The organism is Mesorhizobium sp. M7A.F.Ca.US.002.01.1.1 (assembly GCF_004022955.1).
Classification (GTDB): Bacteria; Pseudomonadota; Alphaproteobacteria; order Rhizobiales; family Rhizobiaceae; genus Mesorhizobium; species Mesorhizobium ciceri.
In genome coordinates, this window is record NZ_RZQE01000135.1 from 1 (window position 1) to 12759 (window position 12759).

Sequence of the window (12759 nt, forward strand, 5' to 3'; positions counted from 1 at the left end):
CCCGCAGAGCGACCTCTGGGCCGTAGAACACGTCGCCGGCAAGCACGAGCTCGACCGCCGGCGGGGGACCCGTGGTAATGTCCTTGTCGACAATGGCGATCTCGACGCCGTTGGCCGCGGCGTTGAGGCCGATCGCGGCAACGCCGTTACGGTCGATCTCGGCGGCGATCACTTCGCGCGAACCTGCCTTGGCTGCGGCGATGCCGACAAGGCCGGAGCCGGCACCAAGGTCGAGCACGCGGCGACCGGCTACCGTTTGCGGATGATCCAGTATATGGCGCGCAAGCACCGCGCCGCCGGCCCACACATAAGCCCAGTAAGGCGGCTGCGGCTCAGGTCCATTGTTGTCCGCCTCGATCGTGTCGTCATCGTCGTCAGCGCTTTGGTGCGTATCGGTAAGCCGTCTCAGGCCACTGGCCGGGTGCGGTGTAAAAAGCTGGATCTCAGGCACCGACGGCACCGGGGCGAGGCGCATGTTCGTCCTGATGAACTCTGCCGGGTCAGGACGGCAAGGTGCATCTACGGCATCCGCGCCGACGGCTGCAATCATTCGCGCAGCGCTCGCCGCAGGATCTTGCCGACCGGCGTCTTCGGCAGTTCGGTGCGGAATTCGATGTATCTGGGCCGCTTGTAGCCGGTCAGGTTCTCGCGGCAAAAGGCGGTCAGTGCCTCGGCGGTCAGCGCCGGATCCTTCCTGACCACGAACAGTTTCGGCACCTCGCCCGAATGCTCGTCCGGGACGCCGATCGCCGCCACTTCGAGCACACCCGGATGCATCGCCACGACTTCCTCGAGCTCGTTGGGATAGACGTTGAAGCCCGAGACCAGGATCATGTCCTTCTTGCGGTCGACGATCTTGGTGTAGCCGCGTTCGTCCATGAAGCCCATGTCGCCGGATTTGAAGTAGCCGTCCTTGGTCATCACCTTGGCGGTCTCATCCGGCCGGTTCCAGTAGCCCGCCATCACTTGCGGCCCCCGGATGCAGACTTCGCCGACCTCGCCGAGCGGCAAATTGTTGCCGTCTTCGTCGCGGATGGCGATCTCCGTCGAGGGCAGCGGCAAGCCGATGGTGCCGGTGAAGTCGCCGGCGGTGAACTTGTTGGCGGTGGCCACCGGCGAGGTTTCCGAGAGGCCGTAGCCTTCGGTGACCGAACATCCGGTCAGCGCCTTCCAGCGTTCGGCGACGCCCTTCTGCACCGCCATGCCGCCGCCCAGCGTCAGCACCAGCGGCTTGAAGTCGAGCTTGCGGAAATCCTCATTGTTGAGCAGCGCGTTGAACAGCGTGTTGAGGCCGGGAAAGATGTGCACCGGATATTTCTGCAATTCCTTGACGAAGCCTGGGATGTCGCGCGGATTGGGAATGAGCACATTGCGGGCGCCCTGCTGCATGCCCATCAGCGCGTTCACCGTCAGCGCGAAGATATGATAGAGCGGCAGCGCGCAGATGAAGTTGGGATGCGCGGGTTTCGGCTTGATCGTGTAGGCGTCCTCCATCCACTGCGCGTTCTGCGCGACGTTGGCGAGCACGTTGCTGTGCAGCAGCGTGGCGCCCTTCGAGACGCCCGTGGTGCCGCCCGTATATTGCAGGAAGGCGACATCGTCGGCTTCCACCTTGGCCGGCTTGAAGCCCAAACCGGCGCCGGCCTTCATGGCCGCATTGAACTTGACGTGCCCGGGCAGCGACCATGCCGGCACCATTTTCTTCACGCGGCGCACGACGAAATTGACGATTGTGCCCTTCAGTCCGCCGAGCATGTCGCCCATCGCGGCGACCACCACATGCTTGACTGCGGTCCTGGCGATCACCGCCTGCAAGGTGTTCGCGAAGTTCTCCAGGATGACGATGGCTTGCGCCCCGGAATCCTTCAGCTGGTGTTCGAGCTCGCGCGGCGTGTAGAGCGGATTGATGTTCACCACCACATAACCCGCTCGCAAGATCGCCATCATCGCCACCGGATATTGCAGCACGTTGGGCATCATCAGCGCGACGCGCGCGCCTTTCTGCAGGCCCTTCGATTGCAGGTAGGCGCCGAAGGCCGCCGACAGCCGCTCGACATCGGTGTAGCTGATGGACTTGTCCATGCAGGTGAAGGCCGGCTGCGCGGAAAACTGCTTGCAGGCGGCGACGAGGAAATCGCCGATCGAGCTGTAGGGCAGGGCGCCGATCTCGGCCTGCACGTTTTTCGGATAGCTCTTGAGCCACGGCTTTTCCGGCAAGCCGGCGGCCAGTGCCGTCAGCGCTTTCGGCAATCGGTTGGCGGTGGCGTCGGCCGGCTTTGCCGCCGGTGGGGCCTTCACCGCCGCCGCGGCCTTCGAGGCCGGCCTGGCAGCGGGCTTTGCCGCACCCGCTTTACGCCCCGGCGCCGTCTTTCCGGCCGCAGCCTTGGCCGGGGCTTTCACCGCCGGCTTTGTGCTTGCCCTTACAGGTGCCGCGGCCGCCTTCGGCTTGGCGGCTTTGGCAACGGGTGCTTTCGGCTTGGCAGTACCGGCTGCTTTCGACGGCGCCTTGGCTCCCGCTTTCACCGGCGCCGTCGTCCTTGATGCTTTTGCCAACCGTTCCTCCCTGGACAAGTCTTGTTCATCCGTGCCGCACTCGCCCCTGAATTGGCAAGGGCGCCCTCCGCTGCGGCCGCTACACCCTATGTATTGCCTCCCTTGGTGAGCGTGCAAGTCTTGCCCTTGCGGCAACGCGGCGAAAGATTTGCCGTCGAAAGTCTTTGCCGCCGCCAGCGCTCCAGGCGGTGTCCTGACGCATCCCACGGCCGCTCGGAAGCGCCGGGAACATTTATATCGTCAGCCTGGCGATCAATAAAAAAATTCGGCTGTTAATAATCTCGTGAACGGAAGAAACGGCTAATTTTTTCTGCAATTTGGCAAAGTTGCGGATTTTTTTCCTGCTTCCCGCGGGGTAAGCAAACGGGGTGTTCCAAAGCCGGAAAAACGGTGCTTATATGCGCGCTTCGCGAGCCTGATAGAGGGGCTTGGAAGAACATCAGGGAGTGCTCAATGAATAAGAAGCTGACTTTTGCAGCCGCGTTGCTGGCTGCAAGCGTCCTGGGCGGCATGGCCAATGCGAAAACTCTGGTCTACTGCGCGGAAGCTTCGCCGGAAGGTTTCGATCCGGCGCCGTATACCGCAGGCCAGACGTTCGACGCGTCCTCGCGCACCGTCTTCAACCGCCTCGTCGAATTCGATCACGGCAAGACGACGACCTCGCCGGGCCTGGCCGAAAGCTGGACGATCTCCGACGATGGGAAGGAATATGTCTTCAAGCTGCGCAAGGGCGTCAAGTTCGCCGCCACCGACTATTTCACCCCGACGCGCGACTTCAACGCCGACGACGTGGTGTTCTCGTTCGAACGTCAGGTCGACAAGAACGGTCCCTGGTTCCAGTACATTCCGGGCATTGCCTACCAGTATTACAATGACCAGTTCGGCGACAACATCACCAAGGTCGAGAAGGTCGATGACCTGACGGTGAAGTTCACCCTCAAGGAGCCGGCGATCACCTTCATTCCGACGCTGGGCATGGATTTTGCCTCCGTCGTCTCCAAGGAATATGCCGACAAGCTGCAGGCCGACAAGACGCCTGAGCTGTTCAACCAGAAGCCGATCGGCACCGGCCCGTTCATCTTCGTCGACTACCAGACCGACGCCGCCATCCGCTACAAGGCCAACCCGGACTATTGGGGCGGCAAGCAGAAGATCGACGATCTGGTCTTCGCCATCACCACCGATCCGGCCGTGCGCGCACAGAAGCTCAAGGCCGGCGAATGCAACATCATGTCGTACCCGGCACCGGCCGACATCGCCGGCCTGCAGGCCGATGCGAACCTGAAGGTCGAGGAGCAGGAAGGCCTCAATGTCGGCGCGCTGATGTACAACACCCAGCAGAAGCCGTTCGACGACGTGCGCGTGCGCAAGGCGCTCAACATGGCCATCAACAAGAAGGCCATCATCGACGCGGTCTTCCAGGGTGCCGGCCAGGTGGCGGTCAACCCGATCCCGCCGACCATGTGGTCCTACAACAAGGAAGTGAAGGACGATCCGTACGATCCGGATGCAGCCAAGAAGCTGCTTGAAGAGGCCGGCGTCAAGGACCTCAAGATGAACGTCTGGGCCATGCCGGTGTCGCGCCCCTACATGCCGAACGCGCGCCGCACCGCCGAATTGATCCAGGCGGACTTCGCCAAGGTCGGCGTCACCGTCGAGATCGTCAGCTACGATTGGGGTGAATACCTCAAGCGCGCTTCCGCGGTCGATCACGACGGCGCCGTCATTGTCGGCTGGACCGGCGACAATGGCGATCCGGACAACTTCCTCGGCGTGCTCCTGAGCTGCGCTTCCGTCGGTTCGAACAACCGCGCGGAATGGTGCAACAAGGACTTCGATGCGCTCATCAACAAGGCCAAGACCGTTTCGGACCAGGCCGAGCGCACCAAGCTCTATGAACAGGCACAGGTCATCTTCAAGGAACAGGCACCCTGGGCGACGCTCGCTCACTCCAAGGTGTTCATGCCGATGCAGAAGACCGTCACCGGCTTTGCGATGGATCCGCTCGGTATCCACCGCTTCGACGGCGTCGATATCGCCGAATAAGGTTGCGAAACGGGGGCGCCACCATGTGGTGACGCCCCCACTCGCCCGCCATGCTGCGTTATATCCTCGGCAAGCTCGCCCTCATCATCCCGACCTTCATCGGGATAACCATCCTCGCCTTTGGCTTCGTGCGCATCCTGCCCGGTGATCCGGTGCTGGTGCTTGCGGGCGAACGCGGCCTGTCGCCCGAACGCCACACGGCGCTCATGCACCAGTTCGGTTTCGACCTGCCGATCTGGCAACAATATCTGACCTATCTGACGAACATCCTCGGCGGTGATTTCGGCACCTCGTTTTCCACCAAGACACCGGTGCTCAAGGACTTCCTGGTCCGCTTTCCGGCAACGGTCGAGCTCGCCATCTTCGCCATGATCTTTGCCGTCATCCTGGGTGTGGCCGCCGGCATTTTCGCTGCCATCCGCCGCGGCTCCTGGTTCGACCAACTGACCATGGGCACGGCGCTGGCCGGCTATTCCATGCCGATCTTCTGGTGGGGTCTGCTGCTGATCATCGTGTTCTCCGGCATGCTGCACTGGACGCCGGTTTCAGGCCGCATCGACCTCCTCTACTTCTTCAAGCCGGTGACCGGCTTCATGACCATCGATTCCCTGATCTCGGGCCAGAAGGGCGCCTTCCGTTCGGCGCTGTCGCACCTGATCTTGCCGACCATCGTGCTCGGCACCATTCCGCTCGCCGTCATCGCGAGGCAGACGCGCTCGGCGATGCTCGAGGTGCTGGGTGAGGACTATGTCCGCACCGCGCGCGCCAAGGGCCTGGCGCCGCGTAGGGTCATCGGCCTGCACGCCTTCCGCAACGCGCTGATCCCGGTCGTCACCACCATCGGCCTGCAGGTCGGCACGCTGCTCACCGGCGCCATCCTGACCGAGAGCATCTTCTCCTGGCCCGGCATCGGCAAATGGATGATCGACGCCATTTCCAAGCGCGACTATTTCACCGTGCAGGGCGGGTTGCTTTTGATCGCGTTGATCGTCATGTCGGTGAACCTCATCGTCGACGTGCTCTACGCCGTCATCAACCCACGCATCCGGGCCAACTGACATGAGCAATGAAGGCCCCGCCACCATCGAAGCCGCGACCGTCGTCAAGCCGCAGGACGCCAGGTTGCAGATGTTCGGCGAGTTCTGGCATTACTTCTCCGTCAACAAGGGCGCGGTGATCGGGCTCTTCGTCTTCGCGCTGCTGATCCTGATCGCCATCTTCGCGCCGCTGCTGGCGCCGCATTCGCCGGACGATCAGTTCCGCGACTTCTTCCTGACGCCGCCGGCCTGGCAGGAGGGCGGCAATGCGCAGTTCCTGCTCGGCACCGACGCCGTCGGCCGCGATATGCTGTCGCGCCTGATCTACGGCTCGCGCTTCTCGCTCGCCATCGGCTTCGTCGTTGTCACGTCAGCGCTGATTTCAGGCGTCATCCTCGGCCTGCTCGCCGGCTACTGCCGCGGCTGGGTCGACACGCTGATCATGCGCATCATGGACATCATCCTGGCCTTCCCGTCGCTGCTCTTGGCCCTGGTGCTGGTCGCGGTGCTTGGCCCCGGCCTCGTCAACGCCATGATCGCCATCGCCTTCGTGCTGCAGCCGCATTTCGCCCGGCTCACCCGCGCCGCCGTGATGGCCGAAAAGACCCGCGAATATGTCGTCTCGGCCAAGGTCGCCGGCGCCAGCCATCTCAGGCTGATGCTGGTCACCATCCTGCCAAACTGCATCGCGCCGTTGATCGTGCAGGCGACGCTGTCCTTCTCCAACGCCATCCTCGAGGCGGCGGCCCTTGGCTTCCTCGGCATGGGCGCGCAGCCGCCGACGCCGGAATGGGGCACCATGCTGGCCGAAGCGCGCGAGTTCATCCTGCGCGCCTGGTGGGTGGTGACCTTCCCTGGCCTCGCCATCCTGATCACCGTCTTTGCCATCAACCTGATCGGCGACGGTCTGCGCGACGCGCTCGACCCCAAGCTGAAGAGGTCCTGAGCATGCCTCTGCTCGAGATCAAGAACCTCACCGTTTCCTTCGACACCGCGGCCGGACCGTTCATGGCCGTGCAAGGTATCGACCTGTCGATCGAGCCGCGCGAAGTGCTGGCGATCGTCGGCGAGTCCGGCTCCGGCAAGTCGGTGTCGATGCTGGCGGTGATGGGGCTGTTGCCCAACACGGCAACCGTCAAGGCCGACCGCATGGCCTTCGACGGCGTCGATCTGCTGAAGCTCAGCCCGTCCGAACGGCGCAAGATCGTCGGCAAGGACATCTCGATGATCTTCCAGGAGCCGATCGCCAGCCTCAATCCGTGCTTCACCGTCGGGTTCCAGATCGAGGAGGTGTTGCGCTTCCACATGGGCATGGACCGCGCCCAGCGCCGGGCGCGTGCCATCGAACTGATGAAGCTGGTCGGCATCGCCGACCCTGAAGAGCGGCTGAGTTCCTTCCCGCACCAGATGTCGGGCGGCCAGTGCCAGCGCGTCATGATCGCCATCGCCATTGCCTGCAATCCGAAACTGCTGATCGCCGACGAGCCGACCACGGCGCTCGACGTCACCATCCAGAAGCAGATCCTCGATCTGCTGGTTTCGCTGCAGGCCAAATACGGCATGGGCCTGATCATGATCACCCACAATATGGGCGTGGTGGCCGAGACCGCCGACCGCGTCATCGTCCAGTACAAGGGCCGCAAGATGGAAGAGGCCGACGTGCTGTCGCTGTTTGAATCGCCAAAGAGCAATTACACGCGGGCGCTGTTGTCGGCCTTGCCGGAGAACGCCGTCGGCGACCGGCTTCCGACCGTTTCCGACATGATGTTCGAGCCGGCGCCTTCTGCTGCGGGAGCCACCTGATGAGCACCACGGTTCTCGAAGGCAAGAACATCGTCCGCGACTACCACATCGGCGGCGGCCTGTTCACCGGGCCGCGTACCGTGCACGCGGTCAAGGGGGTCTCGTTCAAGGTCGACAAGGGCAAGACGCTGGCCATTGTCGGCGAAAGCGGCTGCGGCAAGTCAACGCTTGCCCGCATCATCACGCTGATCGATCCGGCGACATCGGGCGAATTGTTCATCGACGGCAACAAGGTCGACATCGCCAAGGGCGGATTGACCAAGGAGATGCGCCGCAAGGTGCAGATCGTCTTCCAGAACCCCTACGGATCGCTCAATCCGCGCCAGAAGATCGGCGACGTGCTGGGCGAGCCGCTTTTGATCAACACCGACAAGCCGGCGTCCGAGCGGCGCGACCTTGCGATGAAGATGTTGAAGAAGGTTGGCCTCGGCCACGAGCACTACAATCGCTATCCGCATATGTTTTCCGGCGGCCAGCGTCAGCGCATCGCCATTGCCCGCGCGCTGATGCTGAACCCGAGCCTGCTGGTGCTCGACGAGCCGGTCTCGGCGCTCGATCTGTCGGTGCAGGCGCAGGTGCTCAACCTGCTTGCCGACCTGCAGGATGAGTTCCAGCTGACCTATGTCTTCATCAGCCACGATCTGTCCGTGGTGCGTTACATCGCCGACGATGTGATGGTGATGTATTTCGGCGAGGCGGTGGAATACGGCTCGCGCGACGAGGTCTTTGCCGATCCCAAGCACAGCTACACCCGGACGCTGTTCGCGGCGACACCGCGCGCCGACGTCGCGTCGATCAAGGCGAGGCTGGCGAAGAAGAAAGCGGCTTAACGTCTCTTCGTCATCCTCGGGTCTGCACTGCGTCGCTACGCTCCCTTGTTCCGCCCATGGATGACGACGCTGGAGAGGCCGCCTCTCACGACAGCTTGGCGATGATGGCGCGCAGCGCCTCGCCGAAGCGCCGGACTTCCTCGACCGTGTTGTAGTGGACCAGCGAGGCACGGATGGCGCCGCTGTCCATCGAGAGGTTGAGACGCTTCATCAGCCGTGGCGCGTACATGTGGCCGTCGCGGATGCCGATCTGCATCTCGGCCATTTCCTCGACGACCCGCTGCGGCGATAGTTTGCCGATGTTGAAGCAGAAGGTCGGCACGCGCTCGGTGATGCGGGCCTCGTCGGCGACGCCGTAGATGGTTGCCCCGCAACCTTTCAGCACGGCCAGCATCTCACGCGCCAGCACCAGCTCGTAGTCGCGGATGGCGCCCATGCCGGCAACGATGTTGTCGCGCCGCGAACGGTTGTTGGACGGCGCCAGATTGCGGCCTATCAGTTCCAGGTATTGCACGGCGGCATCCATGCCGGAGACGTTCTCGTAGATGAAGGTGCCGGCCTCGACCTTGTAGGGCGGCTCGTCGGGGATGAAATCCTCGCGGAAGGTCGGCAGCCGCTTCAGCGTCTCGAAACGGCCCCACAGGAAGCCCATATGCGGCGAGAAATTCTTGTAGCCGGAGCAGACGAGATAGTCGCAGTCCCAGGCCTGCACGTCGATCAGTCCATGCGGCCCGTAATGCACGCAGTCGAGGAACACTTCGGCGCCGGCCGCATGCGCGATCTTGGCCACCGAAGCGACATCGACGATCGAGCCGATCGAGTGCGCCGTGACCGTGCAGGCGATCAGGCGGGTGCGGTCCGAAACCAGCGGACGCAGATCGTCGACATGCAGATTGCCGTCCTCACGCATCCGCCACCATTTGAATTTCGCACCGGCCGACTCCAGCGCCAGCCAAGTCGCGATGTTGGCGTCATGGTCCATGTCGGTGACGACGATCTCGTCGCGCTCTTGCAGCATCTGGCCGATGCCGAGGCTGACCAGGCGGATGAACGAGGTGGCATTCATGCCGAAGCAGATTTCCGCCGGGCTGTAGGCGTTGATGAGCAGAGCGACGCTTGTCCGGGCATCGGCGACCGATTGGTCGACGGTGACGCTGCGGCCATAGCGGCCGCCACGCTGCACATTGTGCGAAACCAGATGATTGGTCACCGCGTCGAGCACGCTCTGCGGGATCTGCGCGCCGGCGGCGTTGTCCAAAAAGATGAAATCGCCGGCCCGCTGCAAGGCTGGAAACATGGCGCGGATGGTGTCGACGGGGAACGCGGTGGCATTCGCATTGTCGGTTTGATGCTTATTCACGGGTAGGCTCCTGCGGAGGGCTTGGACGGGGTGGGATCGGTTGGCGAGGTCAGCGCTTCTTTTCGGTCTTGAAGCGCTCTTCGAGCAGGCTGACGAGGCGGACCATCGGCCAGAGGAAGATGAGATAGACAAGCGCGGCGCCGATCAGCGGCGATGGGTTGGCGTAGAGCGACTGCGCGTTGGTCGCTTCCTTCAAGAGTTCCGGCAGCGCCACGGTGGAGGCGAGCGAGGTGTCCTTGAACATCGAGACGCAGTTGCTGGTCATCGGCGGGATGACGACGCGGATCGCTTGCGGCAGCACCACCTTGCGCAAGGTCAGGAGGAACGGCAGGCCAAGCGCCTGCGACGCCTCGAACTGGCCACGCGGAATGCTTTCGATGCCGGAGCGGAACACCTCGGCCGAGTAGGCCGACATGATGAAGGCGAAGGCTGTCACCGCCGATGCCCAGGACGACAGGCGTATGCCGAGGAAGGGCAGCGCATAGTAGATCAGGATCAGCACGACCAGCACCGGCAGGGCGCGGAAGATGTCGGTGTAGCCGACCGCGAGCCAGCGCAGCGGCTTCGGCGCATAGAGCCGCACCAGGCTGATCCCCAGGCCGATGGGGATGCCGATGCCGATGCTCAAAATGCCGAGCAGCAGCGTGTTCAGGAAGCCGCGCAGCAGCGCCGGCAGGCTGGACATGATGACGTCGGGGTTGAAGAAGGTGTCGATCAGCGACATGGGAGCGTTCCCGAACCCCAGAGCAAAGAATGCTCACGTTAAACTCGATGGGCCCGCCGAGGGCAGGAGATCTGCGGCAGAAGCCGGCGGCCAGGCGTGAAAGAATCGTGCCGGCCTGGAAAGCCGGCACGATGTTACCGCAGCTTTCAGCTCAGGCCTTCGGCAGCGGCATTTCCTTCATGGTCGAAGAGTCGGCGGGCGCGTCGCTGCCGAACCACTTCTTGTGGATGGCGGCCAGCGTGCCGTCCTTCTTCATCGCGCTCAGCGCATCGTTCAGCTTGCCGAGCAGCGGGTGGTCCTTGGTCATCATCAGGCCGTATTGCTCACCGGTCTTGATGCGCTCCTTGACCACCAGGTCCTTCATCTTGGTGAAGGAATATTCCATGCCCGGAATGTCGCTGACTGCCGCATCGACGCGGCCGGCGCTGAGGTCGAGCAGCAGGTTCTGCTGCGTGTCGTAGCCCTTCACGTCGCTGAAGCCGTCGGCTTCCTGATGCGCCTTGACCCAGGTTTCGCCGGTCGAACCGGACAGCACGCCGATGATCTTGCCCTTGAGGTCGGCCTCGGCCTTGATCGGGCTGTCGGCCTTGGTGGCGATGCCCATATCGGAATCATAATAGGGCTGCGTGAACGACTGTGACTTCAGCCGCTCCGCCGTGATGGTGATCGACGAGATGGCGACGTCGATGCGCTTCGAGGTGGTGGCGGCAAACAGCGCCTGGAAACCGAGATCGGCGATGTCGGTGGTCATGCCGATGCGCTTGGCGGCTTCGTTGACGATGTCGACCTCGAAGCCTTCGAAAGTGCCGCTCTCGTTCTTGAATTCGAAGGGCGGGTTGGTCGGGTAGGCGCCGACATTGAGCATGTCGGCGGCATAGGCGGTGGCGGGGCCGGCGGCGATGCCGATGGCGGCGGCGAGAAGAAGCAATTTGCGACGCGTGAAGCTCATTTGTGTTCCCTCTGTTGTTGATCGGGCGGGTTGCTCCCGCACGGTTTTTTTGCCGCCCCGCTTCACGCAGGGCGTCAATTTATGGCAGCGACCATGCGGTCGCGGCGGCGATGTTGTGTGTTGCAGACCGCGAATCCGCGCGCACGTCATCGAAGGCATGGCGCGTGTTGGATGATGACTGGGGCAGTATGAACGACAAGAACTGAGACTCCCACCCGGAGCACCCACGATGGCTGGCCGGCACGATGGACTGGTCTGCTCGATGGACTGGCCGGCAAGCCCGTCCGGCACGGCAATCGCCATCGACTCCGGAATGCTTATCCAAAGTGCGGCGCTTTTCAAGGCGAAAGTTTTAAGCTTAAAAAGCTGCGGTGTCCGTTGCGTGGCGGACATGGTGCGGCCCGCTGGAACCGATACCCGCGAGCGATGGTGACGCCAAGCTATTTCAGGCTTGAAATATTTCCGCGCGGGCCTAGCGTGCGATCTTCGCCGGGAGGCAGCGACGTGAACAAACCACACCCTTTGCACGGCTCGAACAGACTGAAGCTTGGCGTCTTTTCGACCAATGCCGATGGCGGGCTTGCCATCACCGATGTGCCGGAGCGCTGGGCGGCGAGCTGGCGGGACAATGTGACCGCAGCCCAGATCGCCGACCGCGCCGGGCTGGAGTTCATGCTGCCGATCGCGCGTTGGCGCGGCTTCGGCGGCCGCAACAAGGTGCGCGAATGGTCGTTCGAGACCTTCACCTGGGCGGCGGCACTCGCCATGGCCACCGAGCAGATCGGCCTGTTCATGACCGTGCATGTGCCGCTGGTGCATCCGCTCTATGCCGCCAAGGCGCTGGCGACGGTCGACCATATCAGCCAGGGCCGCGCGGGCTTGAACATCGTCTGCGGCTGGAACCCGAAGGAATTCGGCATGTTCGGCACGCCTTTGGTCGAGAAGGGCTACGATCAGGCGGCCGAATGGATCGAAATCCTGGAAAAGCTTTATGCGTCGGCCGAGCCGCTCGATTACGAAGGCACTTATTACCGCCTCAAGGAGGCTGTCAGCCGGCCGGCCAGTCTGCAGGTTCCGCGCCCCGTGACCATGAACGCCGCCTTCGGCGGGCCGGGCCGCGATTTCGCTGCCGCCCGGTGCGATTATCTGTTCACGACATTTTCGGAAATGAGCGATGCCGGCAAGCATGTCGCCGACATCAGCGAGCGGGCCGATAAGGCAGGCCGCGATGTCGGCGTCTACACCGTGGCGCATGTCGTCTGCCGCCCGACGATGGAAGAGGCGCAGGCCTACTACACGCGCTACGCCGTCGATATGGCCGACCATGACGCCGTCGATGCCCACATGGCCGGCAAGAAGGAATTCTCGCAATCGCACGACCCGCACGCCTATGACCGCTACCGGCAGCGTTTCGCCGGCGGCGCCGGCACCTACCCGCTGATCGGAACGCCGGAAAC

11 protein-coding genes are annotated in these 12759 nt (G+C 63.1%); 6 read left to right on the forward strand and 5 right to left on the reverse strand.

Annotation, left to right across the window (positions count from 1 at the left end; genetic code table 11):
• Both EN932_RS15615 and EN932_RS15620 read right to left on the reverse strand, forming a co-directional pair.
• A partial coding sequence (locus EN932_RS15615) for a 50S ribosomal protein L11 methyltransferase (RefSeq protein ID WP_164890496.1) occupies positions 1 to 550 on the reverse strand: 550 nt, incomplete at its 3' end.
• Complete coding sequence (locus EN932_RS15620) at positions 547 to 2553, reverse strand: long-chain fatty acid--CoA ligase (RefSeq protein ID WP_063171132.1); 2007 nt, start codon at positions 2551 to 2553, stop codon at positions 547 to 549. The genes EN932_RS15615 and EN932_RS15620, both read right to left, overlap by 4 nt.
• 453 nt (positions 2554 to 3006) lie before the next feature.
• Here EN932_RS15620 and EN932_RS15625 point away from each other — a divergent pair, with 453 nt between their 5' ends.
• The 5 genes from EN932_RS15625 (at position 3007) to EN932_RS15645 (ending at position 8269) form a co-directional block, all read left to right on the forward strand.
• The gene (locus EN932_RS15625) at positions 3007 to 4599 is read left to right on the forward strand and encodes an ABC transporter substrate-binding protein (RefSeq protein ID WP_013527993.1); all 1593 of its coding nucleotides are present in this window, start codon (positions 3007 to 3009) and stop codon (positions 4597 to 4599) included.
• Between the two features lie 50 nt (positions 4600 to 4649).
• Positions 4650 to 5657 (forward strand): ABC transporter permease subunit, encoded by a 1008-nt coding sequence (locus EN932_RS15630; protein WP_063169936.1) that lies wholly within the window; start codon positions 4650 to 4652, stop codon positions 5655 to 5657.
• Between the two features lie 70 nt (positions 5658 to 5727).
• The gene (locus tag EN932_RS15635; protein WP_224618710.1) at positions 5728 to 6582 is read left to right on the forward strand and encodes an ABC transporter permease subunit; all 855 of its coding nucleotides are present in this window, start codon (positions 5728 to 5730) and stop codon (positions 6580 to 6582) included.
• 2 nt (positions 6583 to 6584) lie between these two features.
• Complete coding sequence (locus EN932_RS15640; protein WP_024503389.1) at positions 6585 to 7439, forward strand: ABC transporter ATP-binding protein; 855 nt, start codon at positions 6585 to 6587, stop codon at positions 7437 to 7439.
• The gene (locus tag EN932_RS15645; protein ID WP_013527989.1) at positions 7439 to 8269 is read left to right on the forward strand and encodes a dipeptide ABC transporter ATP-binding protein; all 831 of its coding nucleotides are present in this window, start codon (positions 7439 to 7441) and stop codon (positions 8267 to 8269) included. The genes EN932_RS15640 and EN932_RS15645 overlap by 1 nt, the downstream gene beginning before the upstream one ends.
• Before the next feature lie 85 nt (positions 8270 to 8354).
• Here EN932_RS15645 and EN932_RS15650 read toward each other — a convergent pair whose 3' ends face one another.
• From EN932_RS15650 to EN932_RS15660, 3 genes are all read right to left on the reverse strand, one after another.
• Positions 8355 to 9629: a cysteine desulfurase-like protein gene (locus EN932_RS15650; protein ID WP_127368515.1), complete on the reverse strand. Its 1275-nt coding sequence runs from the start codon at positions 9627 to 9629 to the stop codon at positions 8355 to 8357.
• Positions 9630 to 9678: 49 nt separating this feature from the next.
• Positions 9679 to 10353, reverse strand: a complete 675-nt coding sequence (locus EN932_RS15655) for an amino acid ABC transporter permease (RefSeq protein ID WP_013527987.1) — start codon at positions 10351 to 10353, stop codon at positions 9679 to 9681.
• 151 nt (positions 10354 to 10504) lie between these two features.
• Positions 10505 to 11302, reverse strand: coding sequence for an ABC transporter substrate-binding protein (locus EN932_RS15660; protein ID WP_064995753.1), 798 nt, complete (start codon positions 11300 to 11302; stop codon positions 10505 to 10507).
• 504 nt (positions 11303 to 11806) lie between these two features.
• Here EN932_RS15660 and EN932_RS15665 point away from each other — a divergent pair.
• The coding region (locus tag EN932_RS15665) for an LLM class flavin-dependent oxidoreductase (protein ID WP_164890497.1) at positions 11807 to 12759 on the forward strand (953 nt) is incomplete at its 3' end.

What these genes read in the sequence shown, in the direction of transcription:
- EN932_RS15625 (WP_013527993.1), top strand. Translation starts at nt 3,007, where the DNA reads ATGAATAAGAAGCTGACTTTTGCAGCCGCGTTGCTGGCTGCAAGCGTC.
- EN932_RS15630 (WP_063169936.1), top strand. Translation starts at nt 4,650, where the DNA reads ATGCTGCGTTATATCCTCGGCAAGCTCGCCCTCATCATCCCGACCTTC.
- EN932_RS15635 (WP_224618710.1), top strand. Translation starts at nt 5,728, where the DNA reads ATGTTCGGCGAGTTCTGGCATTACTTCTCCGTCAACAAGGGCGCGGTG.
- EN932_RS15640 (WP_024503389.1), top strand. Translation starts at nt 6,585, where the DNA reads ATGCCTCTGCTCGAGATCAAGAACCTCACCGTTTCCTTCGACACCGCG.
- EN932_RS15645 (WP_013527989.1), top strand. Translation starts at nt 7,439, where the DNA reads ATGAGCACCACGGTTCTCGAAGGCAAGAACATCGTCCGCGACTACCAC.
- EN932_RS15655 (WP_013527987.1), bottom strand. Translation starts at nt 10,353, where the DNA reads ATGTCGCTGATCGACACCTTCTTCAACCCCGACGTCATCATGTCCAGC.
- EN932_RS15660 (WP_064995753.1), bottom strand. Translation starts at nt 11,302, where the DNA reads ATGAGCTTCACGCGTCGCAAATTGCTTCTTCTCGCCGCCGCCATCGGC.